23 protein-coding genes and 1 riboswitch are annotated in these 26,042 nt (G+C 72.5%); of the genes, 8 read left to right on the forward strand and 15 right to left on the reverse strand.

Annotated features, from left to right (window positions below):
- Nucleotides 1-23 precede the first annotated feature (23 nt).
- Nucleotides 24-449 (reverse strand): PPOX class F420-dependent oxidoreductase, encoded by a 426-nt coding sequence (locus R2S09_RS16175; protein ID WP_306191210.1) that lies wholly within the window; start codon nucleotides 447-449, stop codon nucleotides 24-26.
- Between the two features lie 191 nt (nucleotides 450-640).
- Between R2S09_RS16175 and R2S09_RS16180 the strand changes: the two genes are divergently transcribed.
- On the forward strand, nucleotides 641-2,059 hold the full coding sequence (locus tag R2S09_RS16180; RefSeq protein WP_316741683.1) for an alpha-lytic protease prodomain-containing protein: 1,419 nt from the start codon (nucleotides 641-643) through the stop codon (nucleotides 2,057-2,059).
- A 120-nt stretch (nucleotides 2,060-2,179) separates the two neighbouring features.
- Here R2S09_RS16180 and R2S09_RS16185 read toward each other — a convergent pair whose 3' ends face one another.
- From R2S09_RS16185 to R2S09_RS16195, 3 genes are all read right to left on the reverse strand, one after another.
- A complete protein-coding gene (locus tag R2S09_RS16185; protein ID WP_306191212.1) occupies nucleotides 2,180-2,365 on the reverse strand; it encodes a hypothetical protein in 186 nt (61 codons plus the stop codon).
- Between the two features lie 103 nt (nucleotides 2,366-2,468).
- Entirely contained in the window at nucleotides 2,469-3,164 is a 696-nt protein-coding gene (locus tag R2S09_RS16190) for a L,D-transpeptidase family protein (RefSeq protein WP_316741685.1), read from the reverse strand.
- A 187-nt stretch (nucleotides 3,165-3,351) separates the two neighbouring features.
- A complete protein-coding gene (locus tag R2S09_RS16195) occupies nucleotides 3,352-4,140 on the reverse strand; it encodes an SDR family NAD(P)-dependent oxidoreductase (RefSeq protein ID WP_306191143.1) in 789 nt (262 codons plus the stop codon).
- 49 nt (nucleotides 4,141-4,189) lie between these two features.
- Here R2S09_RS16195 and R2S09_RS16200 point away from each other — a divergent pair, with 49 nt between their 5' ends.
- The gene (locus R2S09_RS16200) at nucleotides 4,190-4,735 is read left to right on the forward strand and encodes a hypothetical protein (RefSeq protein ID WP_316741686.1); all 546 of its coding nucleotides are present in this window, start codon (nucleotides 4,190-4,192) and stop codon (nucleotides 4,733-4,735) included.
- 36 nt (nucleotides 4,736-4,771) lie between these two features.
- On the opposite strand, the gene R2S09_RS16205 is transcribed toward R2S09_RS16200, so the two are convergent.
- The 4 genes from R2S09_RS16205 to R2S09_RS16220 all read right to left on the reverse strand — a co-directional run bounded on the left by R2S09_RS16205 (nucleotide 4,772) and on the right by R2S09_RS16220 (nucleotide 7,947).
- Nucleotides 4,772-5,698 carry an SDR family oxidoreductase gene (locus tag R2S09_RS16205; protein ID WP_316741688.1) on the reverse strand — a complete coding sequence of 309 codons (927 nt, stop codon included), beginning with the start codon at nucleotides 5,696-5,698 and terminating at the stop codon, nucleotides 4,772-4,774.
- A gap of 128 nt (nucleotides 5,699-5,826) precedes the next feature.
- Nucleotides 5,827-6,456: an MBL fold metallo-hydrolase gene (locus R2S09_RS16210; protein ID WP_306191141.1), complete on the reverse strand. Its 630-nt coding sequence runs from the start codon at nucleotides 6,454-6,456 to the stop codon at nucleotides 5,827-5,829.
- Nucleotides 6,456-7,541, reverse strand: coding sequence for an S-(hydroxymethyl)mycothiol dehydrogenase (locus R2S09_RS16215; protein ID WP_316741689.1), 1,086 nt, complete (start codon nucleotides 7,539-7,541; stop codon nucleotides 6,456-6,458). Before R2S09_RS16215 ends, R2S09_RS16210 begins: the two co-directional genes overlap by 1 nt.
- A 103-nt stretch (nucleotides 7,542-7,644) precedes the next feature.
- Entirely contained in the window at nucleotides 7,645-7,947 is a 303-nt protein-coding gene (locus R2S09_RS16220; protein WP_316741690.1) for a hypothetical protein, read from the reverse strand.
- A gap of 636 nt (nucleotides 7,948-8,583) precedes the next feature.
- A riboswitch (ZMP/ZTP riboswitch) is annotated at nucleotides 8,584-8,668 on the forward strand.
- 21 nt (nucleotides 8,669-8,689) lie between these two features.
- Here R2S09_RS16220 and R2S09_RS16225 point away from each other — a divergent pair.
- Together R2S09_RS16225 and R2S09_RS16230 are read left to right on the forward strand one after the other, a co-directional pair.
- Nucleotides 8,690-9,538, forward strand: a complete 849-nt coding sequence (locus R2S09_RS16225; RefSeq protein ID WP_306191138.1) for a bifunctional 5,10-methylenetetrahydrofolate dehydrogenase/5,10-methenyltetrahydrofolate cyclohydrolase — start codon at nucleotides 8,690-8,692, stop codon at nucleotides 9,536-9,538.
- Nucleotides 9,539-9,632: 94 nt separating this feature from the next.
- On the forward strand, nucleotides 9,633-10,862 hold the full coding sequence (locus R2S09_RS16230) for a glycosyltransferase (RefSeq protein ID WP_306191150.1): 1,230 nt from the start codon (nucleotides 9,633-9,635) through the stop codon (nucleotides 10,860-10,862).
- A 138-nt stretch (nucleotides 10,863-11,000) separates the two neighbouring features.
- On the opposite strand, the gene R2S09_RS16235 is transcribed toward R2S09_RS16230, so the two are convergent.
- From R2S09_RS16235 to R2S09_RS16250, 4 genes are all read right to left on the reverse strand, one after another.
- The gene (locus R2S09_RS16235) at nucleotides 11,001-12,353 is read right to left on the reverse strand and encodes an SGNH/GDSL hydrolase family protein (protein ID WP_316741691.1); all 1,353 of its coding nucleotides are present in this window, start codon (nucleotides 12,351-12,353) and stop codon (nucleotides 11,001-11,003) included.
- 85 nt (nucleotides 12,354-12,438) lie between these two features.
- A complete protein-coding gene (locus tag R2S09_RS16240; protein ID WP_316741692.1) occupies nucleotides 12,439-13,953 on the reverse strand; it encodes a sodium:solute symporter family protein in 1,515 nt (504 codons plus the stop codon).
- Nucleotides 13,954-14,032: 79 nt separating this feature from the next.
- On the reverse strand, nucleotides 14,033-15,307 hold the full coding sequence (locus R2S09_RS16245; protein WP_316741693.1) for a glucarate dehydratase family protein: 1,275 nt from the start codon (nucleotides 15,305-15,307) through the stop codon (nucleotides 14,033-14,035).
- Nucleotides 15,304-16,308 (reverse strand): 5-dehydro-4-deoxyglucarate dehydratase, encoded by a 1,005-nt coding sequence (locus tag R2S09_RS16250; protein WP_316741695.1) that lies wholly within the window; start codon nucleotides 16,306-16,308, stop codon nucleotides 15,304-15,306. Before R2S09_RS16250 ends, R2S09_RS16245 begins: the two co-directional genes overlap by 4 nt.
- A gap of 390 nt (nucleotides 16,309-16,698) precedes the next feature.
- Here R2S09_RS16250 and R2S09_RS16255 point away from each other — a divergent pair, with 390 nt between their 5' ends.
- On the forward strand, nucleotides 16,699-17,952 hold the full coding sequence (locus tag R2S09_RS16255; RefSeq protein WP_306191133.1) for a YncE family protein: 1,254 nt from the start codon (nucleotides 16,699-16,701) through the stop codon (nucleotides 17,950-17,952).
- A 34-nt stretch (nucleotides 17,953-17,986) separates the two neighbouring features.
- Here the strand turns inward: R2S09_RS16255 and R2S09_RS16260 are convergent, their stop codons facing one another.
- From R2S09_RS16260 to R2S09_RS16270, 3 genes are all read right to left on the reverse strand, one after another.
- On the reverse strand, nucleotides 17,987-19,213 hold the full coding sequence (locus R2S09_RS16260) for a glycosyltransferase (RefSeq protein WP_316741698.1): 1,227 nt from the start codon (nucleotides 19,211-19,213) through the stop codon (nucleotides 17,987-17,989).
- A complete protein-coding gene (locus R2S09_RS16265; protein ID WP_316741700.1) occupies nucleotides 19,210-19,998 on the reverse strand; it encodes a MerR family transcriptional regulator in 789 nt (262 codons plus the stop codon). Before R2S09_RS16265 ends, R2S09_RS16260 begins: the two co-directional genes overlap by 4 nt.
- A gap of 64 nt (nucleotides 19,999-20,062) precedes the next feature.
- Entirely contained in the window at nucleotides 20,063-22,033 is a 1,971-nt protein-coding gene (locus R2S09_RS16270) for a translation factor GTPase family protein (RefSeq protein WP_316741701.1), read from the reverse strand.
- A gap of 253 nt (nucleotides 22,034-22,286) precedes the next feature.
- On the opposite strand from R2S09_RS16270, the gene R2S09_RS16275 reads away from it, so the two are divergent.
- Genes R2S09_RS16275 through R2S09_RS16285 form a run of 3 tightly spaced genes read left to right on the forward strand, consistent with a single transcriptional unit; the run spans nucleotide 22,287 to nucleotide 26,040 of the window.
- Entirely contained in the window at nucleotides 22,287-22,793 is a 507-nt protein-coding gene (locus R2S09_RS16275) for a 2Fe-2S iron-sulfur cluster-binding protein (protein WP_316741702.1), read from the forward strand.
- Nucleotides 22,790-25,189: a xanthine dehydrogenase family protein molybdopterin-binding subunit gene (locus tag R2S09_RS16280; protein WP_316741703.1), complete on the forward strand. Its 2,400-nt coding sequence runs from the start codon at nucleotides 22,790-22,792 to the stop codon at nucleotides 25,187-25,189. Before R2S09_RS16275 ends, R2S09_RS16280 begins: the two co-directional genes overlap by 4 nt.
- Nucleotides 25,186-26,040 carry a xanthine dehydrogenase family protein subunit M gene (locus tag R2S09_RS16285; RefSeq protein WP_316741704.1) on the forward strand — a complete coding sequence of 285 codons (855 nt, stop codon included), beginning with the start codon at nucleotides 25,186-25,188 and terminating at the stop codon, nucleotides 26,038-26,040. Before R2S09_RS16280 ends, R2S09_RS16285 begins: the two co-directional genes overlap by 4 nt.
- The last annotated feature ends 2 nt before the right edge of the window (nucleotides 26,041-26,042 follow it).

Here is a 26,042-nt window from a genome sequence, read left to right on the forward strand (position 1 = left end):
CCCGGGTGGCCCTCGCGCGTCGGTCAGCGCGTGAGGGTCACCCGGATCCCGACGGTCCCCCGCTCGCCCCGCCGCAACCGGCTGCCGAGCAGGGTGAGGCGGCCGACGAGGCCGTACTTGCGAGCGATCAGGCCCCGGTAGCGGGCGGTGGTGGCCGGGTCGCAGATCTCGGCGGTCGCCGGGACCTGATCGCCCGTCGGGTGGCCGCGCAGGTCGCAGGGGCCCACGAGGACGTCGGCGCGGTTGCGGATCCGCCTGACCTTCCAGGAGTCGGCCGCCGTCCACGCGCCGAGCGCGTCGCCGTCCCGCACCACCCACACCGGGGTGGCGACCGGGGTGCCGTTCTTCCGGTAGCTGGTGAGCAGCAGGTACTTGCCGGCCGCGAGCCGTGCCAGTTGGGCGCTGAGGGGATCCGGCCCACCGGTCGGGTCGTTCGGGATCCTGTTCATGCGCCCAAGATAAGCGGCTTCGTCCGCCCGGCACAGGCGGCCTCACCGACGCCCTGGGATGACGCGGACGCACGACGGCAGGGACTGCGCAGGGGCTGAACGCCGGCGTGCCGCGGCGCGTATGGAGTATGGGCGCCCAAGGACCGGAGCGCCGCGCGGCGTTGGGAGTGTTCGGTGTTCGGGAGCCACGCATGAGGCACGCACGACGACGGGTCGTGAGGCGAGTGACACGGCTGACGGCCGTGGCGGGACTCCTCCTCGGAGGAGCGATGGTCGCGCAGGCCGCGATGGCGGACGAGGCCCCCGGCGCCGCCGGTGCCGCGCCCGGCTCCGTACGGCCGGCCGCCGCCACGGGTGCCACCACGGCCGCCTCGGCGGGTGCCGATCTGGTGGCCCGGCTGGGTACGGCGCGTACGGCGGGCAGTTGGATCGGCGCCGACGGCCGCCCGGTCGTAGCCGTCACGGACACCGGGGCCGCGGCCGAGGTCCGGCGGGCGGGGGCCGAGGCGAGGGTCGTGCGGCACAGCATGGACGAGTTGAGGTCGGCCACGGCGGCTCTGCGCGCGGCGCCCCGGGTGCCCGGCACGGCATGGGTGACGGACTACCGGACCAACCGGGTGACGGTCGAGGCGGACAGCACCGTCTCCACCGGCGACTGGGCGCGGATGTCCCAAGTCGCCGACGGCATCGGCTCGTTCGTGCACATGGAGCGCACCAAGGGCCGGTTCACCACCCGGCTCAACGGGGCACAGCCCATTCTGTCCACCGGCGGGCGCTGCTCGGCCGGCTTCAACGTGACGAACGGGCGCGGCGACTTCATCCTCACCGCCGGTCACTGCGGGCCCACCGGCTCCATCTGGTTCGCGGACGGCCAGGGCAGCCGGCAACTGGGCACGACGGTCGGCGGCAGCTTTCCGGGCAGCGACTTCTCGCTGGTGAAGTACGACTCCGGCCGTGCCGGGCCGGGCGCGGACGTGGTGGCGATCGGCGGGGGCAACGGGGTGCGGATCACGGGCGCGGGCGATCCGGCGGTGGGGCAGCGGGTGTTCCGCAGCGGCAGTACCAGCGGGCTGCACGACGGTGAGGTGACGGGGCTGAACGCGACGGTGAACTATCCGGAGGGCACCGTCACCGGCCTGATCCGGACCACGGTGTGCGCCGAGCCCGGGGACAGCGGCGGCCCGCTGTTCTCGGAGGGGATCGCTCTGGGAGTGACCTCGGGGGGCAGCGGCGACTGCACGACGGGCGGTACGACGTTCTTCCAGCCCGTGACCAAGGCGCTGACCGCGCTGGGCGTGAAACTGATCGTGTCGGCGCCGCAGCAGGGCGCCGGCCAGGGCACCGCTTCCTCCGGCGCCCCGTCCACCCCGTCCGCTCCGGCCACCCACAGCGCCATCGCGCCCGGCGCCGTCTCCCCCGGGACGTCGGCGCCGGTGACGGGCGCGACGACCCGGGCGACGCTGCTCGCCCGGCTCACCGACCCCAGGAACGTCGGCCCGGGGCTGCTGGTCATCGCCGGCAGCCTGATCGCGCTGGTGGCGACCCGGTGGATCCGCTCGGAGCAGGACAGGAAGGCGTACCAGCGGTACTACTCGGCCACGTGGGGCTGACGGGGACGATGCCGGGAGCGGTGCCGGACGGGACCGGTGGCGGTCGGTGCGGACAGAGGCCGGTGCGCCGAGGTCGGGGCACCCTGTTTCCGCGTGCGGCGGGGGTGCCCGCGAGTCCGGTCAGGCGGCCCTGTCCGAGTGCGGAGCGGCCGTGGCCCACTCCATGACGAGGCGCTGGTACAGCTCTCGCTGCTCGGTGGTGAGTGTCCCGCCCGACCGGCGCCACAAGGCCCGGATCTCCTCGTTGACCTCCGCGGCCGATCGCTCGGAGGCGGCTTCAACAGTGGTGGACATGGTGTGAAGCATATGCCGCTGGACGTGAAGGCGCTGTGAGTAAGTGCACGCCATATGGACATTCCGGACCGTGTTGCTCATCACGTGAAACCGGCGCAACCCGCCTCTTTGGACCTCAGGTTCCGGGCTTGCGGCCGTACACGAAGACGTCGTCGCCCTTCTTCAGCAGCGTCCAGTACTTCTTGGCGTCCTTCCTGGTCATGTTCACGCAACCGTGGGAGCCCGGCGGGTTCCACACGCTGAGCCCCACCGAGTGGAACGCCTGGCCACCGTCGAAGAACTGGCTGTAGGGCATCGGCACGTTGTAGAGGGTCGAAACGTGGTCGATGTCACGCCAGTAGATCTTCTTGAGACCCGTGCGGGTCTCGTAGCCGTCGCGACCGGTGCGCACCGGCACGGGCCCGTACACGAGCTTGCCGCCGTCCTGGATCCAGCTCAGCTGCACGGTGAGGTTGACGCAGGCGATGCGGCCCTTGTTCGTCGGGCACTTGCCGTCCTTGTTGGGCTTCTTTCCCACGGCCTTCTGCTTGTTCATGAGATCCATCACGCCCCAGGTGACCGGCCCCGCGTACCCGATGTTCGGGGTGATGCCGTGCTTGGCCTGGAAGGCGCGTATGGCCGTGCAGTCGGCGGCCGACTGGCGTCCGTCGACGCGGCGGCCGAGGAACTTCTCCACCTGCTTCTGGTACGGCCCGCTCTTCGTCGTACAGCTCGCCGCCTGCGCCGGCGCGGCGCCGAGCGCGAGCGTGAGCGGCGCGACCATCCCCGTGATGCCGAGTACGACGGCTCCGCGCCTGCCGATGTTCCTCATCGTGGTCCTTCTCTCCCCCGTGGTGCGTTCGCGTTTCCGCGCTCTCGGACACATAGACCGCTATGGGGAGAGATCGGTTGTAAGCCACTTCATGCCGAAATGAAACAGTGACCTTCGGCACCCGGTGATCGCCCGCCGGGTGCCGGTGCGCCCCTGGTGTCAGTGGGTTGGTGTAAGGGGGTTGGTGTCAGGGGGTGCGAAGGGCGGTCCGGAAGCCGGCGTTGACGGCTGTGAGGCCGCCGTCGACGGTGAGGGTGGTGCCGGTGATCCAGGCCGCGTCGCGTGAGGCGAGAAAGGCGACGGCGGCGGCGATGTCGTCCGGCTCCCCGACGCGCCCCAGGGGATACAGCCCGCGGATCCGGTCGAGTTCGGCGTCCCGTCCCTCCCACGCCGAGGTGCGGACCGTGCCCGGCATCACGAGGTTGACGCGTACGCCCCGGGCGGCGGCGTGCCCGGCGAGGGTGCGGGTCAGGGAGACCAGGCCCGCCTTGGCGGCGCTGTAGGCGTGGTTGCCGAAGTCCTGGGCGGCGTTGACCGAGCCGATGCCGACGATCGCGCCCCGGCCGGACGCCACGAGGTGGGGCAGGGCGGCGCGGCAGCAGCGGTGGGCGCCGGTCAGGGTGACGTCGAGGTCGCGCGCCCAGTCCTCGTCCGTGCCGTCCTCGAAGAGCGGGGTGTCGGGGGTGCAGTGGGCCGCGCTGTTGACCAGCACGTCGAGCCTGCCGAACGCGTCGACCGCGTGCGCGACGGCCGCCTCCACGGAGTCCCCGTCGGCCACGTCGCAGCGGTACGCCCAGGTCGCCAGTCCGCGCTCGCGCAGGATCGCCGCGGTCTTCTCCGCCACGGTCGCGTCGGCGTCGGTGACCAGGACCCGCGCCCCCTCCTCGGCCAGTCGCCGGGCGATGGCCGCGCCGATGCCGCGGGCCGCACCGGTGACGAGCACTCCGTGTCCCTCGAACCGCCTCGTGTCCGTCATGGGCAGAACCTACCGTCGCGGCGATCGTTTGGGCAGATACCGTACGGTCATGTCCGCGTTCATACAGCAACTCCCCGCCCTCATCGGCGTCGTGATCGGCGCGCTGGGCTCGTATCTGGCGGTCGTGCGCAGCGACCGGGCGCGGTTCCTCCGGGAGCGGACGGCACGTTGGGAGGAGCGGCGGCTCTCGGTGTACTCCGACTACGCGCGCTCGCTGAAGCAGACGGTCACGCTGACCTACCGGGTGGCCTCCCATCTGGGCGCCGACCCGCATCCGCACCCCCTGACGATGGCGGAGGCCCAGCCGTTGCCGGCGGAGGCGGCCGTCGCCCGGGAGCCCTCGGGCGAGACGCTGATCATGCTGGGCGGCAAGGAGGCGGTGGAGAAGGCCCGGGTGTGGGTGGCGGTGGTGCTGGAGATGGAGCGGTTCGTGCGCGAGGGACGGCGGGAACGGCGGGAGCCGGAAGCCTGGCGGGCGCTGCTGGCGCAGCAGCGCGCCGCGCGCGAGGGCTACTACGCCGCCGTACGGTCGGACCTGGGGCTGCCGCCGGGCCACGGGGCGCGTACGCCACTGCCGTCAGTACCGGCCGCGTGAGTACCGCTGCCGTCCATGCCGGCCGAATGGGTCCGCTCACCGGTAGCCGGTCGCGTCCGCCGGTTTGCCCGCGTCCTGCACCTCGACCAGGTACCGCCAGGCGTCGGGGCGGCTGCCGTCCACGTCGGTGAAGCCGTACACCTGGGCGAGCCCGCCACTGGACAGCGACCGACCGTTCCAGCGCGCCACGTCCGGGTCGGCGGCGAGGGCGGCGACGGCCCGGCCGACGTAGCGCGGAGTCTCGGAGATGGCGAAATGGGGCACCTGCTCCAGGGCGTCGCGCCAGTTCTCCTCCCGCACCCCGAAGTGGTCGAGCATCATCTCCGAACGCAGCCAGCCGGGGGTGAGCGCGACCGCGGTGGCGCCGCGCGGGCCGAGTTCGTGGCCCAGGGAGAAGGCCATACGCAGCACGGACGCCTTGGCGAGGTCGTAGAAGAGATTGACGCGATAGGTGTCCCGGTTGTACTCGGCGGTGCCGTCGGTCATCTCCACCACCAGGCCGCCGGGCCGGCGCAGCAGCAGGGGCAGGGCGTGGTGATTGGTGACGGCGTGTGTCTCCACGGCCAGGCGGAGCAGCCTCAGACCGTTGTCGAGGTCGTGCTCCCAGACGGGGGTGTCCCGCTCGAAGAGCTTCTCGCCGCCCCAGATGTCGTTGACGAGGACGTCCAGGCGGTCCTGCTCGTGTGCGACGCGCTCGACGAGGGCGCGGACCTGGTCGGGTTCCAGATGGTCGGTGGGGACGGCGATGCCGTGGCCGCCGGCCTCGGTCACGAGTTCGGCGGTGTCCTCGAGGGTCTCGGGGCGGTCGTACTCGGAGCGCTGGGCGCGTGTGCTGCGTCCGGTGACGTACACGGTGGCGCCGGCCGCGCCGAGCTCCACGGCGATGCCGCGGCCTGCGCCGCGTGTCGCTCCCGCGACCAGCGCGACCTTGCCCTCCAGTGAACGTGGACGTGGACGTGACATGTCCGGCCTCCTGTGCGTCTTCCTGCGGTGTCCTCGTCGAGGGTGGCGCGGAAGCCGGACATCTACTGTCGTCTTTCTGTCGTCTTTCGGTCGTCTTCCTGTCGGCTGCGTCGGTGCGTCGCCGCCGTTCAGTGACCGCGGGCGATCCACTCCTGAAGGTGCGGGGCCTCCGTGCCGATGGTGGTGGCATCGCCGTGGCCGGTGAGGACCTTCGTCTCCGGCGGCAGGGTGAGAAGGCGGTCGCGGATGGAGTCGATGATCGTCGGGAAGTCGGAGTAGGAACGGCCGGTGGCGCCCGGCCCGCCCTGAAAGAGGGTGTCGCCGGTGAAGACGACGCCGAGCCCGGGGTCGTGGAGGCAGACCGCGCCCGGCGCGTGGCCGGGGGTGTGCAGGACGGTGAGGTCGGCGCCGGCCGCCTCGATCACCTGGCCGTCCGTCAGGTGTTCGTCGGGGTCCCGGTCGCGGTGGGTCATCTTCCACAGCGGCAGGTCGTCGGGGTGCAGCCAGATCATCGCACCGGTGAGGTCCGCGAGGGCGGGTGCGGCGTCGATGTGGTCGTTGTGCGCGTGGGTGCACACGATGGCGGTCAGCCGTCGGTCGCCGACCGCGGCGGCGATGGCCTCGGCGTCGTGCGCGGCGTCGATGACGATCGCCTCGTGGTCGTCGCCCACGATCCACACGTTGTTCTCGACGTCCCAGGTGCCCCCGTCGAGGGTGAACTGCCCGGAGGTGACGAGGCGTTCGATGCGGGCGGCCATCACAGCACCACCACCGAGCGCAGCACGTCGCCGCCGTGCATCCGCTCGAACGCCTTCTCCACCTCGTCGAGGGCGATGGTCTCGGTGACGAACTTGTCCAGCGGCAGGCGCCCTTGACGGTGCAGGTCGATCAGCATCGGGAAGTCCCGGGAGGGCAGACAGTCGCCGTACCAGGAGGACTTCAGCGCGCCGCCCCGGCCGAACACGTCCAGCAGGGGCAGCTCCAGCTTCATCTCCGGGGTCGGCACGCCGACCAGAACCACCGTGCCGGCCAGGTCACGGGCGTAGAAGGCCTGCTTGTAGGTCTCCGGGCGGCCGACGGCGTCGATCACGACATCAGCGCCGAAGCCTCCGGCCAGCTCCCGGATCGCCTCGACCGGGTCGGTCTCCCTGGAGTTGACCGTGTGGGTCGCGCCCATGGTGCGGGCGGTGGAGAGCTTGCGGTCGTCGATGTCCACGGCGATGATCCTCGCCGCGCCCGCCAGGTACGCCCCGGCGATCGCGGCGTCCCCGACACCGCCGCAGCCGATGACGGCGACCGAGTCGCCGCGGCCGACGTTCCCGGTGTTGATCGCCGCGCCGATGCCCGCCATCACACCGCAGCCCAGCAGCCCGGCCACGGCCGGGGAGACGGCCGGGTCCACCTTGGTGCACTGGCCGGCCGCCACCAGCGTCTTCTCGGCGAAAGCGCCGATCCCGAGGGCCGGGGAGAGCTCGGTGCCGTCGGTGAGGGTCATCTTCTGCCGGGCGTTGTGCGTGTTGAAGCAGTACCAGGGCCGCCCGCGCAGACAGGCCCGGCACTGCCCGCACACCGCACGCCAGTTGAGGATCACGAAGTCACCGGGAGCGACGTCCGTGACCCCCTCCCCCACCGACTCCACCACACCGGCCGCCTCGTGACCGAGGAGGAAGGGGAACTCGTCGTTGATGCCCCCCTGTTTGTAGTGCAGGTCGGTGTGGCAGACGCCGCAGGCCTGGACCCGTACGACGGCCTCTCCGGGCCCGGGATCCGGCACGACGATCGTCTCGACCCGTACGGGCTCGTCCTTCCCGGGTGCGATCACGCCGCGCACTTCCTGGGCCATGGTGGTGGTCCCTTCCGTCGACCGTTGTCCGTGGTCCCGACACTACCGGCGGCCAGGCGGTACGGCGGCGGGCGGGCCGGTCGCCGCACCGCGTGGCGCGGGATCAGTGGATGCCGGGCACCAGCCCGAAGAGCGGGGAGACGAGGCCGGTGACCTGCCTGAGCTGGTTCAGCTGGTTGAGGTCGTGCACGTGGTGGAGGGAGGAGAGCTGCCCGGAGACCGAGGGGACCGCGTTCTGCGGCTCGGCGGGGAGGCCGGTGCGGGCGAGCGAGTCGACCGTGCTGAGCGGCACCAGCCTGCCGACGACCGGGACCCCGGTGTCGGCGGCGCTCGCCGGCAGCGCGGCGAGACCCGTGACGGAAGCGGCAAGACCGACGACGGTGACGATACGTCGAGTGGAGATCATGCCCTCAGCAACGCCGCCGGCCCCGCCCGGACACGGCCTGAGGCCCCCGCTCACCCGACAGGACGAGAACGCGGCGGACGGAACGCGGCGCACGACGGGGAGGTTCACCGCCGCTCCCCGGGTCGGGCACGGCACGGCACGCACCGGCCGTACGCCCGCCCGCGCGTTGCGCCGGTACCGCGCGCGGCGCCTACCGCGCCCGTGCGTGCGGGCCCCATCCGGCTTGCCGGGCCCGGACGGGCGGAGCACGCTCGAAGGAGAGGCCCGTGACGGCCCGCTCCCGCCGGGCCATGGCTTCGTGGGAGGTCATATGGCGACCACGGCACGCCCCGCCTTTGACACCGGTGCACTGCGCGACGGCAGGATCGCCGATCGGATCATGATCCGGACATGGGACGAGTAGGGCGGAAGGCCGCGCGGGTCCAGGTCAGCTCCCGGCTGACGTGGAGCTTCTCGGCCCGCGCCGGAGTGGGCGGGTCCCACTCCGCCCGGCCGCGGCCCTCGCGGGCCGCCTCCGCGGCACAGCGGCTGGCCTCCGCCGCGCTGGTGAGATCCCTGCTGCGCGCCGTGCGGCCCCGGGCTCGTGCCCGTTCGCCGCGGGCGCTGCCGGGGCGGCGGGCGGGTTCGGCTAGGCTGGGGCGGGGCCGTGACTGGCGCTGAGGTGGAGCACCACCGGGGAGCGGTCCACGCAGAGTCGTAGCCGCGCGCCTGGGCGATTCCGTCGAACGCTCAGGAGTGGACCATGTCCCAGGCCCGGCTCATGGACGGCACCGCGCTCGCCCGACGCATCGTCGAGGAGACCGCCCGGAAGGCCGCCGAACTCACCGACCGCACGGGCACGGCGCCCTGTCTGGCGACGGTGCTGGTCGGCGAGGACCCCGCCTCCGTCACCTACGTCCGGATGAAGCAGAACCGGAGCCGCAAGGCCGGTATCGACTCCCGCCGTGTGGCGCTGCCCGCCGAGACCACCACCGAGGAACTGGTCGGCACGCTGCGGTCGCTGTCGCAGGACCCCTCCGTCCACGGCATCCTCCTCCAGCACCCGGTCGGCGAGCACATCGACGAGCGGGCCGCGTTCGAGGCGATCGCGCCCGAGAAGGACGTCGACGGCGTCACCTTCGCCTCCTTCGCCACGATGAGCTTCGGCCTGCCGGGGTTCGTCTCCTGCACGCCCGGTGGCATCCTGCGGCTGCTCGACGCCTACGACGTCGACCTGGCCGGCAAGCGGGCCGTCGTCGTCGGGCGCAGCGCGATCCTCGGCAAGCCGGTGGGCATGCTGCTGCTCGCCCGGGACGCCACGGTGACGTACTGCCACTCGCGGACGCGTGAGCTGTCGTCCGTGGTCCGGGAGGCGGACGTGGTGGTAGCCGCCGTGGGCCGGCCGCGGCTCGTCCGCGGCCAGGACATCAAGCCGGGCGCGGTCGTGATCGACGCGGGCTACAACGAGGGCAACGTCGGCGACGTCGACTTCGACTCGGCCGTGGAGCGGGCCTCGCTCATCACGCCGGTGCCCGGCGGTGTCGGTCCCATGACGATCGCCACGCTCCTGGAGCAGACCGTGGACGCGGCCGCCCGGCAGCTCGGCGTGTGAACAAGGCGCGGGGTGAAGGCTCCGCGATCCGACGGGTCGTTCACCGGCGGTGGGCGGCGGCGCGGCCATACTGGCCGTCGTGCGCGTAGCGATCATGACGGCGGGTTCCCGGGGAGACGTCGCCCCCTTCACCGGACTGGGGCACGGCCTGGCCCGCGCGGGTCATGCGGTCACCCTGGTCACCCACGGGCGCTTCGAGCCGCTCGTCGCGGGCTCGGGGCTCGGCTTCCACGCGCTGCCGGTGGATCCGCGGGCCGAACTCCACTCCACGCGTGGGCGGGGCCTGCACCGCAGCGCGACCGACGCGGGCAAGATGCTGCGGGCCGTCGGGCTGGTGCGGGCGGCCCTCACGCGCATGACGGACGAGCTGATCGCGGCGGCCGAGAAGAGCGACGTCCTGCTGCTGTCCGGCTCCCTGGGGCCGGTCGGGCACGCCATCGCCGAGGCGTTGGGCCTGCCCTGCATGGGCACCCATCTGCAACCCCTGTCGCCCACCCGGGAGTTCGCCCCGCCGCTGCTCGGCGGCGGTCACTGGGGAGCGCCGGTGAACCGTCTCGCCGGGCACGGGGTGAACCTCGCCGTGGAGCGGGTCTTCTCGGCGGCCGTGCCCACCGTGCGGGCCCGGCTGGGGCTGCCCGCCTCCCGGATCGGCACCGCCCGCCGCATCCGCGCGGGGCTGCGCCTGCCGGTGCACCACGGCTTCAGCCCGCTGGTGGTGCCCCGGCCCCGTGACTGGCGGGCCGGTCTGGAGGTGTGCGGCTACTGGTGGCCGTACGACCGTGACGACCGGCTCCCGGACGAGCTGCGGGAGTTCCTGGACGCGGGGCCGCCCCCGGTCTTCGTCGGGCTCGGCAGTGCCACCGTGCCCGACCCCGCCCGGCTCAGCGGGACGATCGTGCGCGCGCTGCGCCGGGCCGGGCTGCGCGGGGTGGTCCAGCGGGGCTGGGCCGGGCTGGCGGCGGCCGGTGACGACATGCTGACCATCGACGAGGTCCCGCACTCGGCGCTGTTCCCGCGCATGGCCGCCGTGGTGCATCACGCCGGGGCGGGCACGACGGCGGCCGGGCTGCGCGCCGGGGTGCCCGCGGTGCCGCTGCCGGTGCAGTTCGACGAGGGTTTCTGGGCGCAGCGCCTGGTGGGTCTCGGTGTGGCCCCCTGCGCCGTCCCGCTGCGCGGGCTCACCCCGGACGCGCTCTCCGCGGCGCTCGCACGGGCCACCGGGGACACCGCCCACCGGCGACGGGCCGAGGTCCTGGGCGCCCGGATCCGCGGGGAGGACGGCGTCGCGCCGGTGCTGGCCGCCGTGGACCGGCTGGCGAGCTGACCGGGCCGGCCACCTCGCGCGTGGCCGGCCACCTCGTCCGTGGCCGGCCATGTCGTCCGTGGCCGACGGGCGCTTCGCGACGCCATCAGCCGCGTCCTACGGGTCCAGCTGGCCGCCTCTGTGGAGCGCCGGGCCCCGTCAGGCGGGGCTGATGCCTCCGTCCCCCGGTTGCGGGCGCTGCTGGAAGAGGCGGACCGGCACGGTGTCGGCCAGGGCCTTGTACCCGGCCGGGTTGAGGTGGAGGTGGTCGCCGGTGTCGTAGGCGGGCAGCAGTGCGCGCGGGTTCTCAGGGTCACGGGCCGCCTGGTCGAGGTCGATGACGGCGTCGAACCGGCCGCTGGTGCGGATCCACCGGTTGACCGACTGCCGCGCCGACTCGCGGAGGCCAGCCGGGTCGTCGTAGCCGTTGCCGCCGAACGGGGTGAGGGTGGCACCGTAGACGCGGATGCCCTGGGCGTGGGCGCGGGCGACTATCTGCTGGTAGGCGCCGATGAGGTCGTCCGTGACCTGCTTCATCGCCGGCTCGGTCGCGTCGGCCGTACCGATGTCGTTGACGCCCTCGAAGACGATGAGCCGATCGACGCCGCTCTGGGCGAGCACGTCACGGTCCAGCCGGGCCAGGGCGCCCGGACCCAGACCGTCGTGGAGGATCCGGTTGCCGCCGGCCGCCTCGTTGATGACCGCGATGCCCGACGTGCCGGGGCGGGAGCGCAGCCGGTCCTGGAGCTGGTCCGGCCAGCGGTCGTTGCCGTTGGTCGTGGACCCGCGGCCGTCGCTGAGCGAGTCGCCGAGCACGACGGTGGCGGAGGTGCTGTTCTTCGACCACACCTCCAGGCCGCTGAGGAAGTACCAGTGGTCGGCGGTGGTGGCGCCGGGCAGTGCGGTGTCGTCCAGGTGCTCACCGGCGAGCATGTAGGACGTGGTGCGCGAGCCGGGGTGCGAGGTGATGGAGGTGGAGGCCTGGCCGTCGGCGAGGTAGACGGTCACGGTGAGGTCGGTCCCGGCCCTCACATCGAAGTCCAGCGGGTCGCTGACCGCCTGAGCGCCCATCGGGATGTCGATGCCCTGGTGCCCGCCGAACGTCACCGTCCGGGCGCTGCCCGGCACGATCGCGTCGACGCCCGCCTTGCCGTCGGCCGGGCGTGCCACGGTGACGCCGGTGACGGGCAGGTCGGTGCCGCCGAACGCGTTGGAGAAGCGCAGCCGCAGATGCTGCCCGCCCACCGAGACGTGCACGGTCTGGCGCAGCGTGGCGTGCTCGAACACGCGGTCGGTCTGGGTGAAGGGCGCGGGCGGCATGTTCCCGGGCTCGGTCAACTGGGGCATGGACGCCCAGGTGTCCACCCAGTGGCCGCCGGCGTCGCTCGTCGCGGCGGCGGCCTGCGCCTGCCGGGGCGCGGCGTCGCGCGCACCGGACGCCGTGTGCGTGGTGAAGCCCGCCGTGCCGACGACCAGGGCGACCGCGACGCTCACCAGCGAGGATCTCTTCATCCGAGGATTACCTCCATCTGTGCTCGGTTGGTGTGTCTTGTCTGTTCTCGGTGGCCCCGCGCCGACGCTCGGAGCGAAGGCCGCATCAGGCCTGCTCCGCCAGCGGGTTCAGAGCAGCGGTCTCGGGGCCGGGCTCCGGGCCGGAGACGGCCGCGACGACGGCGTCGGCCTCCGTGTCCGGTTCCGGCAGCAGCAGGCCGAGGCCGGTGTAGACGACGAGCGAGGTGACCAGCGGGGTGACGACCACGGTGGTCTGGGAGGCCCCGTCCAGGCCGTACTTGACGAGGAAGTAGCCGCCGAGGCCGAGCGCCCAGGAGGCCAGGGCCGCCCGCGGCCCGCAGCGGCGGAAGGCCGGCAGCAGGCCCAGCAGCATCGGGATGGAGATCGGGCCCATGACGGCCGCGACCATGCCGACGATGATCCCGAGGACGCCGCCGAAGTGGTCGGCCTCGATGGCCACGATCATGGAGACGGCGATGAAGACCACCGTGACCACCCGCGCCACCCGCAGACCCCGCTCGGTGCTCGCGTCGCGGAAGCCGGGCAGGAGGGCGGGCAGGATGTCACGGGTGACCACCGCCGAGATGGCGTTGGCGTCGGAGGATGCCATGGCCATGGTGTGGGAGAACATCCCGGCGAGGGTGAGACCCACCAGGCCCATGGGCAGGTAGGACTGCGCCATCAGCGCGTATGTCTGCTGAGGGTCGGCGATGTGCGGCATGAGCACCGGCGCGGCGACCGCGGGCAGCAGCAGCACGGCGGGCCAGATCAGGTACAGGGCGGCCGACAGCCCCGCCGAGCGGCGGGCGGCGCCCGGGGAGTCCGTGGCCATGTAGCGCTGGGCCAGGTTCCACATGCCGCCGTTGTACTCGAAGAGCTTCACGACGACGTACGCGGTGAGGAAGCCGGCCGTGTAGGGGCCGACGAGCGGGTCGGTGTGCCCGGACGGGAGCCGGTGCCACAGGGTGCCGAGGCTCGACACGCCGCCGAGCCGGTCGAGGACCACCCACATCATCGAGAGCGCGGCCACGCCCTGGATGACGAACTGGCCGAACTCGGTGAGGGCGTCCGCCCACAACCCGCCGACCGTGCAGTACAGCAGGGTGACGACGCCGGTCAGCAGGATGCCGTTGGTCATCGACATGCCGGTGAAGACCTTCAGCAGCACGGCCACCGACGCCCACTTGGCGGCGACGTCGAAGACCTTGAGCAGGGCGCCGCTCCAGGCCAGTGCCTGCTGGGTGGGGATGTTGTAGCGGCGGGCGAGGTACTCCAGCGGCGAGGCGACCTTGAAGCGCCGTTGCAGCCGGTTCCACCGGGGCGCGAACAGCCAGGCGCCGACGCCGGTGCCGAGGGCGAGCGGCAGGAACGCCCAGACGTAGACGGTGATGCCGTAGTTGTAGGCGACGGCGGCGTAGGCGACGAACACGGCGGCGCTGTAGCCGGACATGTGGTGCGAGATGCCGGTCAGCCACCAGGGCATCTTGCCGCCGCCGGTGAAGTAGTCGGAGACGTCGTTGACACGCCGGTGCGACCACACGCCGATGAGGAGCATCACCAGGAAGTAGGCGCCGACGGCGGCCCAGTCGAGCCAGTGCATGGGAGGACCTTCTTGTCGGGACTTGTCGGGAGGGGATTCGGGGACGGGTGACGGTGGGGCGGCTGGGCGCCGCCCGGTGTCACCAGCGCGGGGTCTTCTTCTCGTACGTCGGGTCCAGCCGGCGCATGTAGCCGGTGTCGTCCCGGTTGCGCAGGCCGCAGCGCAGGTACTGCTCGTGCAGCCGGGCCAGCGCGTCGCGGTCCAGCTCCACGCCGAGGCCCGGGCCGCGGGGCACGGCGACCGAGCCGTCACGGAAGCCGAGCGCACCGGGGACGATCACGTCCTCCGCCGGGTCCTTCCACGGCCAGTGCGTGTCGCAGGCGTAGGTGAGGTTCTCCGTGGCGGCGGCCAGGTGGGTCATCGCGGCCAGGCTGATGCCGAGGTGGGAGTTGGAGTGCATCGACAGGCCCAGACCGAAGGTGTCGCAGATCCCGGCGAGCAGCTTGGATCGGTGCAGCCCGCCCCAGTAGTGGTGGTCGGAGAGCACGACCTGGACCGCGTCGGCGCGCACCGCCGAGGGCAGTTCGTCGAAGGCGACCACGCACATGTTGGTGGCCAGCGGCATCGCGGCCTCACGGGCGACGCGGGCCATGCCCTCCTGGCCGGGCGTGGGGTCCTCCAGGTACTCCAGGACCCCTTCGAGGTCGCGGGCCACCTTCAGCGAGGTCTCGACGGTCCAGGCGGCGTTGGGGTCCAGGCGCAGCGGGGTGACGGGGAAGGCCTCCCGCAGGGCCAGCACGGCCTCCACCTCCTGCTCGGGCGGCATCACCCCGCCCTTGAGCTTGATCGCCGTGAAGCCGTACTCCCCCGCCATGCGCCGGGCCTGCGCGACGATGCCGTCGGGATCCAGGGCGGGGCCCCAGTCGTCGGGCGCGTGCCCCGGGTGCGCGGCCCACTTGTAGAAGAGGTACGCGCTGAACGGCACCCGGTCGCGGACGGCGCCGCCGAGCAGGTCGCAGACCGGGCGGCCGGCGGCGCGGCCCCGGATGTCCAGGCAGGCCACCTCGAACGGGGAGAAGACCCGGTCCACGGTGCTGCTGGTGGTGATCATGCCGGTCAGTCCGTGGCCGTCGCTGCCGTTGTCCCCGCCGAGCGTCTCGGCGATCCGCCGGTGCATCGGGCCGAGTTCGTGGACGTCCATGCCGGTGATCGCGTCGGCGGCCGTGCGCAGTCTGCGCAGGTGGCCCTCGTCGGCGTAGGTCTCTCCCAGTCCGGTGATGCCCTGATCGGTCGTCACCTCGATGACGGCGCGCAGCGCGTAGGGCTCATGGACGCCGACGGCGTTGAGGAGGGCGGGGTCCTTGAACGCCACGGGGGTGATGTCGACGCGGGTGATCCGCAGCGCCTCGCTCATCGGGCCACCGCCTGGGCCGCAGCGGCGGCCGCGGGGGTCCTGTCGGCCTCGTCGGCATCGCCTGCATCGCCGGCGTCGTCCGCCGGGCGGGCTTCGGTGACCAGGGCCGGGCCCTTCGCGATGAGCGCCTCCAGCTCGGCGAGGTCCTCGGGCGCGGGGTCGGTCAGCGGCGGACGTACGCCGCCCACGTCCAGTCCCCTCAGCCGGACGCCCGCCTTGATCAGGGCCACCGAGTAGCCGGGGACGCGGTCGCGCAGCGCGATCAGGGGGTGGAAGAAGCCCGCCAGCAGCCGCTGCACCACCTCGTCGTCCCCGGCCGTGACGGCCCGGTGGAAGGCCAGGGCGATCTCGGGGGCGAAGCAGAACACCGCCGAGGAGTAGAGCCCGACGCCGATGCCCCGGTAGGCGAGTACGGTGCCCTCGGCGGTGGGCATTCCGTTGAAGAACTGGAAGCCGCTGCCGCCGGTGGCCGGATCGGCCCGGACGGCGGTCACGATCCGGCCGAGGAGGTCCAGGTCGCCGGTGCCGTCCTTCAGGCCCACCACCTGCGGCAGGCGCGCGACCTCGAGGGCGGAGGCGACGTCGAACCGGGCCGTGCCGCGCTGGTAGACGATCACCGGCAGCGAGCTGGCGGCCACCACCTGACGCACATAGGCGACCAGCCCGGCCGGCGGCCCGGCCACCAGGTACGGGGGCATCAGCAGCAGCCCGTCGGCGCCGGCCTCCTGCGCGGCCCGCGCGTACTGCCGGGCGAGGGGCAGCGAACCGCCCGCGCCGGCGAAGACCGGGACCCGGCCGCCGGCCACCTCCACGGCGGTGCGCACCACGGAGGCGAACTCCTGCACCCCGAGCGCGTGGAACTCCCCCGTTCCGCAGGCGACGAACACCCCGCCCGCACCGGCTTCGATGCCGGACTCCAGATGGATCGAAAGTTTCGCCGTGTCGACCGACCCATCTACGGCGAAAGGAGTGACAGGAAAGAACAGAACGCCCTGAAGCATGGTGACCCCATCCGATGTGCGATCACATACATGAACGCACATCAAGAATACGAATGACGTGGGGAATGTAAGGTCGGCCGCTCACCAGGGTCAAGGCGTGCGCAGGGGCCGTTTTCACGTGCGCGACAGCGCACGGGGATCGCCGCAGGCGCCTACACGGGGGTTCATCGAGGTCGGCCGCAAGGAGACCGATCTCCCACTCGAAACTTTCGAAACGCCGAACCAGTCACCGAACGCCGCCCTCGGTGGCGGCACGTTCGGTGAGCGGCGCCCTCCGATCACCGTTCTTGTCGTGAACACATCTTGTCGCGAAGCCCGACCCTTCCTTACTTTTGAGTAAGTTCACTGGGAAGGGCCCGTGTTCAGATCCCCCGAGGAAGGAGAGCAGTCATGCCTGCCTCCAGAACCAGGCACCTGTGCTCCGTCGCCGCCGCCCTCGTCCTCACCGTCGCCGGGCCGGCGACAGCCGCTTCCGGCGCGACCGGCGCCTCCGACGGGCTGCGCGAGGTGCTGTTCGTAGGCAACAACTGGGACGGCACCGCTGACGTCATCCGGTCCACCGGCGACTTCGCGAGGATCGGCCGTGTCAATGTGATCCCCGACAAGCAGCAGCGGATCGCGGAGATCAACGCCGACCCGATCAAGTGGATCTACTACACCTCCATCCGCAACCAGGTCGGCGAGGGCCACGACCAGTACGTGGACGACATGTACTCCACTCCGGACGGCCGATCGGTGGTGGTCTCCCGGCCGAGCTTCGCCGACGTCGTCTCCATCGACCTGGCCACCGGCCGGGTCAACTGGCGTTTCCCCGTGGCCGGTTACCGGGCCGACCACATGGCGGTCTCCCCCGACGGCACCCGGGTCGCCGTGTCCGCGTCCACCGCGAACAAGGTGCAGGTCCTCGACATCCGCACCGGCGAGGAAGTGGGCGAGTTCGCCACCGGCGACAAGCCGCACGAGAACGTCTTCACCGACGGCGGCCGGTACATCTGGAACATGTCGATCGGCGAGGTCACCACCTCGCTCGACAGCCCGGGATGGGACTGGACGAAGGGCGACCGGCACATCACCGTCGTCGACGCCACCACCTTCAAGCAGGTCAGGACCATCGACATGCGGGACCGGCTGAACGCGATCGGGCTGAAGGACTTCTCCGACGCGGTCCGCCCCGCCGCCTTCACCCCCGACTGGTCCAAGCTGTACTTCCAGGTGTCGTTCTTCAACGGCTTCCTGGAGTACGACGTCGCCGCCGACCGGATCACCCGTGTGAAGACCCTGCCGGGCAACCCCGGGACCGACCCCGACCGCACCACCTGGCTCCTGGACTCCCGCCACCACGGCATCGCGATGAACCCCCAGGGGACCAAGCTCTGCGTCGCCGGGACGATGGACGACTACGCGACGGTCGTGGACCGTTCGAGCCTGCAGGAGGGCCCGCTGGTCCCCGCCGTCAAGCCGTACTGGGCCACCGTCAGCGGCGACGGCAAGGACTGCATCGTCTCCGAGAGCGGCGCCGACCAGGTCACGGCCATCGACTTCGCCACCGGCCGGAAGGCCGCCTCGGTGCCGGTCGGCGACCATCCGCAGCGGGTACGCCTGGGCCACGTGCAGCCGGACTGGACGGGCCCGGCCGCCGGCTAGCCGTACACGTACTCGTGCCTCAACCGCTCGTCCGTCAACCGCTCACCCTTCCCCGTCGGCCCTTCAACCCCTCGACGACCTCCGCCGTGCGTCCCACCGCGTCCTCGCCCGCCATGCGGCGGGCCGCGGTGGCGGCGGCGTGGGCGTGGCGCCCGTCCCGGGCGGCGCGGCCGAGGGCGTCGGCCAGCCGTTCGGCGATGAGCTCCCCGAACGGCCGCGTGGCCGCACCGAGGGCGGCGAGCCGTGCCGCCCAGAACGGCTGGTCCGCCGTCACCGGCACGGGTACCGAGGGCACCCCGGCGCGCAGCGCGGCCGCCGAGGTACCGGCACCGGCGTGGTGCACCACGGCGGCGACCCGCGGGAAGAGCAGCGCGTGCGGCACGTCACCGACGGTCAGCACGTCGTCCCCCTCGGCGGCGAGTCCGGCGCTGCCGGACTGGAGGACCCCGCGCAGTCCGGCGCGCCGCAACGCCGCCACGGCCAGTCCGCTCAGCCGCTCGCCGTCGCCGCTCGCCATGGAGCCGAACCCGATGAACACCGGCCGCGGCCCGGCCGTGAGGAAGTCCTCCAGCTGGGCGGGGAGCCTCTCGGCCGGATCGACGTACGGCCACCAGGTGCCGACGACCTCCAGGCCGGCCCGCCAGTCGGCGGGGCGTGGCACGAGGGTCTCGCTGAAGCCGTACAGGACGGTCCGGTTCGCGGCTTCCTGCCGGCGGCGGGCGGCGGCGGGACCCAGTGGCGGCAGGCCCAGTCGGCCGCGCAGTTCGGCGACCGCCCGGTCGTAGAGCCGGTCGGCCATCCGCAGGGCGAACCGTCCGGCCGTACGGTTGCCGAGGCGGCCCAGGGAGCGGGTGCCGGTGACGACGGGCGGGAAGTCCCCGGTGGGTTCCGTGGGCGTGAGATACGCGCCGAGACTCGGGGTGCCCGTGGCCTCGGCGAGGTGCCGGCCGAGCGGTGCCGTGGTCGCGGACAGCACCAGCAGGTCGGTGGCGTCGTCCATGACGTCGGCGAAGCCGCGCCCGAGCTCGGTGACGAACGCGGCGGCGCTGCGCATGAGGGCGCGCCGGCCGGTGGCGCCGTCCAGGGCCTCAGGGCGCCCGGGCAGGCCGCGGAACTGCAGTCCGGCCCGGCGGACCAGCGGCGCGAAGGGCTCCGGCGCGGCGACGGTGACCTCGTGTCCGGCCCGCCGCAGTACGGCGCCGAGACCCGTGTAGGGATCGACATCCCCCCTCGAGCCGGCGGCGGCTATCAGGATTCTCATCGGTCCCCCTCGGGGTCGGTGCGGCGCGAGGCGTTGGCGTGCACGGCCTTGCCCAGGTAGGCGGCGAGGCCGCGGCGCTGCTGCGACGGCGGCACGACGAGTGCGAAGGCGCGCGGGTCGGCGACCATGTCGTCCGCGATGCGCCGGTGCATGTCCGGCGGGCAGGTGGTGAACCAGCGCGAGATGTGCAGACGGTGCTCCTCGGCGAGGTCCATGGCCCGCTCGCCGTCGGCGGGCTCGCCGTCGTCGAAGGCGGCGAGCAGCTCGGCGCGCCAGGCCGCCGCCTCCCGCATGAGCAGGCGCCAGTCCTCCTTCGTGTGCTCGGCGGCCCGCGCCATCGACTCCCGCTGTCCCTGGGAGTCGGCCCATTTCAGCTGGGCCTGGGTGGCGTAGCTGAGGTCGAAGGTGATCTCGCCGAAGACCTCGAAGCGCTCCTCGGGGGTGAGGGGCACGCCGGTCTGCTGGACCTCGATGGCGCGTTCGGCGACTTCGGCCAGCCGTTGCAGCCGCGCGATCTCCTCGCCCAGCCGCAGCTGCCGGGCCCGGAGGTGCTCGAGAGCGTTGGCCTGGGGGTCCTTGAGGATGGTGGCGATCTCGTCGAGGGAGAAGCCGAGTTCCCGGTAGAAGAGGACCTGCTGGAGGCGTGCGAGGTCGCCGTCGTCGTAGAGCCGGTACCCGGCCCGGCTGCGCGCGCTGGGTGACAGCAGCCCGGCCCGGTCGTAGTGGTGCAGTGTCCGGACCGTGATCCCGGCGAAGGCCGCCACCTGTCCCACGGAGTAGCTCATGCTCCTGCCCTTTCGTCGGGGTACAGCCTGGAGCCTGACGCGAGGGCAGGGTCAAGCACGGGTCTCATCCGCCGACCCGGCGGGTCAGGTTGAGCAGGTACTCCTTGCGGTCCAGGGGGTTGTGGTCGGTGCGCGGGCGCTCGGGAACCGTGCCGCCCGTGACCGGGGCGTAGTGGTCGAAGGCCGTCTCCAGTTCGCCCTCGCCACGTGTCAGTCCCGGCAGCCGCTGCTCCAGCGCGTGCACGCGGGCGGCCGGGACCTCGCCGTCCAGGACGCAGTCGGTGCCACGGGTCCGGGTGGTGCGGGGCACGGCCCGCAGCGCGGCCAGCACCGGCAGCAGCGCGCCGAGGGTGTCCGCGGGCGCCTCGACGCGGAAGCGGTGCATCGGCTCGTGGACGCGGGTGCCCGCGCGCCGCAGCGCCTCGATGAGCACGAGGGGGGTCAGGCCGCGGAAGTCGGCGCCGGTGCTGGACATGCTCTTGTCGAAGCCCTGGTGGGCGTGGCTCTGGCGGGGCGAGTAGCCGGAGTGGGTCATGGTCACCGTGCAGTCGGTGACCTGCCAGCCGTGCAGGCCCTGCCCGAGCGCCTCGCGCACGGTGTCCTCCACCGCCTTGAAGAAGGCGTACGGCATCGAGCCCAGCTCCACCTCCATCCGGAAGTCCACCCCGGAGCCGGCAGGCGCGGGGTCGACGCGCAGCCCGACCGTGGCGAGGAAGGGGTTGCCGTCCTTCTTGTTGAACTCCACGGCGGCTCCGGTCCCCACCGGCCGTTCGACGCACAGCGGGGTGGTCTCGCGGAAGGTGACGTCCAGCCCGAACTCGTCGGCGAGCGTGGCCTGGAGGACCTCCTTCTGCACCTCTCCGTACAGCGACACCGACGTCTCCTGGCGCACCTCGTCGTGGCGCAGACCGATCAGCGGGTCCTGTTCGGCGAGCCGGGTGAGCGCGAGATGCAGGGCGCCGCGGCCGGCCCCGGGGCCCGGGACGACGACGGTCTCCAGTGTCGGCGGTGCGAAGAACCGCTCCTGTGTCTTGCGCGGTTCGCCGACGGCGTCGCCGATCCTGATGTCGGCCAGCCCCCACAGCCGGGCGATCCGGCCGGCGGGGACGGCGTCGGCGCGGACGTCCGTGCCGTGGTCGAAGACGCCGATGGAGGTGACCCGGCCCTCGGTGCGGGACTCGCCGTAGGGGACGCGGTCGCGGACGCGGAGCGTGCCGGAGAACATCCGCGCGTACGCCACCTTCTCCCCCGCCGGTCCCCGCTCCACCTTGAACACGGTGGCCGAGACCGGCCCGCCGGGGTCGCCCGCCGCGGTGGGCAGCAGTTCCCTGATGCCGCCGATCAGTGCGTCCACGCCGGCTCCGGTGATCGCGGAGCCGAAGTACAGCGGGTGCGCGAGGGACTGGCGGGTCTGGGCGGCGAGGGCCGTGTGCAGGAGTTCGTCGCCGAGGGTGCCCTCGACGTAGGCGGTCAGCAGGTCGTCGTCGTGGTCGGCGAGGACGTCGGCGGCGCCCGGGCCGGGACCGGGGACGAAGCGGGCCGCGCGGGTGCCGAGCCCCTCGACGCGCCCCATCGGCACCGCATCGGGGGTGAGCCGCCGTGCGATGGCGCGCAGCAGGGCCTCGTCCTGGGCGCCGCGCCGGTCGATCTTGTTGACGAAGAGCAGGGTCGGGATGCGCAGCCGCTGCAGGGTGCGCAGCAGTACCCGGGTCTGTGCCTGGACGCCCTCGACGGCGGAGATCACGAGGACCGCGCCGTCGAGCACGCCGAGGACCCGCTCCACCTCGGCGATGAAGTCGGGGTGGCCGGGGGTGTCGATGAGGTTGACGGTGACGTCGTCGACCGGGAAGGAGACGACGGCGGACTTGATGGTGATGCCGCGCTCCCGCTCCAGCGCGAGCGTGTCGGTCCGTGTGCTGCCGGCATCGACGCTGCCGACCTCGTCGATCACTCCGACGGAGTGCAGCAGCCGCTCCGTCAGGCTGGTCTTACCGGCGTCTACGTGCGCGAGGATACCGAGATTGAGCAAGTGCACTGAGCGTCATGTCCTTCTGCATGGGCGGGATTCCTTCCTGGGCGGACATGGACGCAGTGCGCATGGGTGCTCCTCGCTGGGTGACGACGGGTGACGGACAGTGCACCAGGGCGGCGGCCCCGACGGCAATGGATTAACGGTCAACAAACCCCGTCACACCACTCGCCGTGCCCGGGGCTCGGCCATAGAGTGACGTACACCACGCTGGTCGCTGAATTCCCTCACTCACGCCCATACGGTCTCTGGAGGGCACATGACCCATATCTCGGTCACGGTGGACGGCACGACCTACGAGGACGAGGTGGAACCCCGTCTGCTGCTGGTCCACTATCTGCGTGACCGGCTCGGCCTGACCGGCACCCCGATCGGCTGCGACACCTCGAACTGCGGGGCCTGCACGGTCGAGCTGGACGGCACGAGCGTCAAGAGCTGCACGGTGCTCGCCGTCCAGGCGGACGCGGGCGAGATCACCACCGTCCAGGGCCTGGCCCGAGACGGCGAGTGGACGGCGCTCCAGCGCGCGTTCCACGAGCGGCACGCGCTCCAGTGCGGCTACTGCACCCCTGGGATGATCATGGCCGCGCGGGATCTGCTGCGCGATAACCCGCACCCGACCTCCGACGAGGTGCGCAAGGGACTCGAAGGCAACCTGTGCCGCTGCACGGGCTACCAGAACATCGTCCGCGCGGTGCTCGCCGTGGCCGAGGGGGAGACGGCCCCGGCCGGGCAGGCCGCGTCCGCGCGGGAGGTGACGGCATGACCGACCAGGCCGTCGAACGCGAGGTCGGCAGGGCCCGGCTGCGCAAGGAGGACGCCCGGCTGATCACCGGGCAGACCAACTGGACCGACAACATCTCCGTCACCGGGCTGCTGCACCTGGCGATCCTGCGCAGCCCCATGGCGCACGCCCGCATCGAACGGATCGACGTCGCCCCCGCCCTTCAGCGGCCCGGTGTGGTCGCCGCGTTCAGCGGCCGGGACCTCGCCGAGGGACTGGGGTCGCTGCCCTGCGCCTGGCCCGTCACCGAGGACATGGTGCTGCCCGACCACCCGCCGCTCGCCCTCGACGAGGTGCGCCACGCGGGCGACCCGGTGGCCGTCGTGGTGGCCCGCGACCGGTACGCCGCCGCCGACGCGCTGGAGGCCATCGAGGTCGACTACGAGCCCCTGCCGCCGGTGCTCGATCTGGAGGACGCGCTCGCCGAGGAGGCCCCGCTCGTCCACGCCGACAAGGGCACCAACCGCGCCTACGTCTGGCCGCTGAAGACCGGCGAGGACTTCGAAGCCGTCAAGCGGCGCGCGGACGTCGTGCTGAAGCGGCGCTACGAGCAGCAGCGGCTCATCCCCAACGCGATGGAGCCGCGCGCGGTCGTCGTCGCACCGCTCGCCGCCTCCGGTGAGTACACGGTGTACTCGGCGACCCAGATCCCGCACATCCTGCGGATCATGCTGTCGACGGTCACCGGCGTGCCCGAGCACAAGCTGCGGGTGATCGCCCCGGACGTGGGCGGCGGCTTCGGCTCCAAGCTCCAGGTGTACGGCGAGGAGGCCGTCGCGCTGGCGGTCGCCCGCAAGCTGGGCCGGCCGGTGAAGTGGACCGAGTCCCGCTCCGAGGGGTACCTGGCCACGCACCACGGCCGCGGCATGATCCAGGACGTCGAGATCGCCGCGACCCGCGAGGGCAGGCTGCTCGGCCTCAAGGTCGACCTGCTCGCCGACATGGGCGCCTATCTGATGCTGGTCACCCCGGGCATCCCGATCCTGGGCGCGTTCATGTACCCGGCGATCTACAAGATGGACTCCTACGAGTTCGCCTGCACCGGCGTGTTCACCACGAAGACCCCGACGGACGCCTACCGGGGCGCCGGGCGCCCGGAGGCCACGTACGCCATCGAGCGGGCCATGGACGAGCTGGCCGCCGAGGTGGGCCTGGACCCGGTGGAGGTGCGGCGCCGCAACTGGATCCGGCACGAGGAGTTCCCGTACACCTCGATCGCGGGCCTGACCTACGACAGCGGCAACTACGAGGCGGCGACCGAGAAGGCGCTCGCCCTGTTCGGGTACGACGACCTGCGCGCCGAGCAGCACAAGCGCAACGAGCGCGGCGACACCGTGCGCCTGGGCATCGGCGTGTCGACGTACACGGAGATGTGCGGGCTCGCCCCGAGCCGGGTGCTGCGCGACCTGCGGTACGCGGCCGGCGGCTGGGAGGCGGCGAGCATCCGCATGCTGCCCACCGGCAAGGTCGAGGTGGTCACCGGCACCAGCCCGCACGGGCAGGGGCACGTGACCTGCTGGAGCCAGATCGCCGCGGACGTCCTCGGTGTGCCGTTCGAGGACGTCGAGGTGGTGCACGGCGACACCAAGGTGGCCCCGCAGGGCATGGACACCTACGGCTCGCGCTCCCTGGTCGTGGGCGGGTCCGCGGTGCACCGGGCCGCCGAGAAGGTCGTGGAGAAGGCGCGGAAGGTGGCCGCCCATCTGCTCGAGGCCAGCGAGCAGGACCTGGAGTTCAGGGACGGCGTGTTCTCCGTGAAGGGATCGCCCGAGGCGCGCAAGTCCATCCAGGAGATCGCCTTCGAGACGTTCACCTCGCATGACGTGCCCGACGGCATGGAACCCACCCTGAACGCCGACCACGTGCTCGACCCGGAGAACTTCTCCTACCCGCACGGCACCCACCTGTGCGCGGTCGAGGTCGACACCGAGACCGGGCAGACCGGCATCCGCTCCTACGTCTGCGTCGACGACGTCGGCCGGGTGATCAACCCGATGATCGTCGAGGGGCAGGTGCACGGCGGCCTCGCCCAGGGCATCGCCCAGGCGCTGTACGAGGAGGCCGTGTACGACGACGAGGGCAACCTGGTCTCGGGCACCATGGCCGACTATCTCGTGCCGTCGGCGGCGGACCTGCCCGACTTCGTCACCGACCGGACCGAGACACCTGCGGCCAACCCGCTCGGCGTCAAGGGCGTCGGCGAGGCGGGCACGATCGCCTCCACACCGGCCGTCGTCAACGCGGTCGTGGACGCGCTGCGCCCGCTGGGTGTGCACGACGTACGGATGCCGTGCACACCGGAGCGGGTCTGGGAGGCGGTGCGCTCCGCGCAGTCGGAGCAGTCGTCCGGTTCCCCGCGGAAGGAGGCCTCGGCATGATTCCCCCCGCATTCGACTACGCCCGGCCCACCAGTCTGGACGAGGCGGTGCGCACCCTCGCCGAGGCGGGCGAGGACGCCAAGGTACTGGCCGGCGGGCAGAGCCTGCTGCCGCTGCTGCGGCTGCGACTGGCCTTTCCCGAACTCGTCGTCGACGTCGGGCGGATCCCCGGGCTGCGCGGGGTCCGCGAGGACGGCGACACGCTGGTCATCGGCGCCCTGACCACCCATCACGACGTGGTACACGACCCGCTGGTGCGGCGGCACGCGGGCCTGCTGGCCCAGGCCACCGAGACGGTGGCCGATCCCGCCGTACGGCACCGGGGCACCCTCGGTGGCTCACTCGCCCACGCCGACCCTGCCGGGGACCTGCCCGCGGTGGTGCTGGCGCTGGACGCGGAGCTGGTGGCCGCGGGACCGGGCGGGCGGCGCACGATCCCGGCGCGCGAGTTCTTCGCCGACTATCTGCAGTCCACGCTGGCCCCCGACGAACTGCTGGTGGAGATCCGGGTGCCGAAGCGGGACGGCTGGGGCTTCCACTACGAGAAGTTCCACCGGGTCGCCCAGTCCTGGGCGATGGTCGGCGTGGCAGCGCTGGTGCGGCGGGACGACGGGCACATCGCCGAGTCCCGGATCGCGCTGACCAACATGGGCGCGACCCCGCTGCGGGCCCCGGCGGCCGAGGAGGCGCTGACCGGTGCCGGGGACGCCGCGGCGGTGGCGCGGGCGGCCCAGTCGGCGGCGGAGGGCACCCGGCCCTCCCGGGACGCCTCGGCCTCGCCCGAGTACCGGGCGCATCTGGCACGGGTCCTCACCAAGCGGGCGGTGCTGGCCGCCGCCGGGATGGGGTGAGC

The sequence above is a fragment of the Streptomyces sp. MK7 genome (genome assembly GCF_032658145.1).
Classification (GTDB): domain Bacteria; phylum Actinomycetota; class Actinomycetes; order Streptomycetales; family Streptomycetaceae; genus Streptomyces; species Streptomyces spiralis.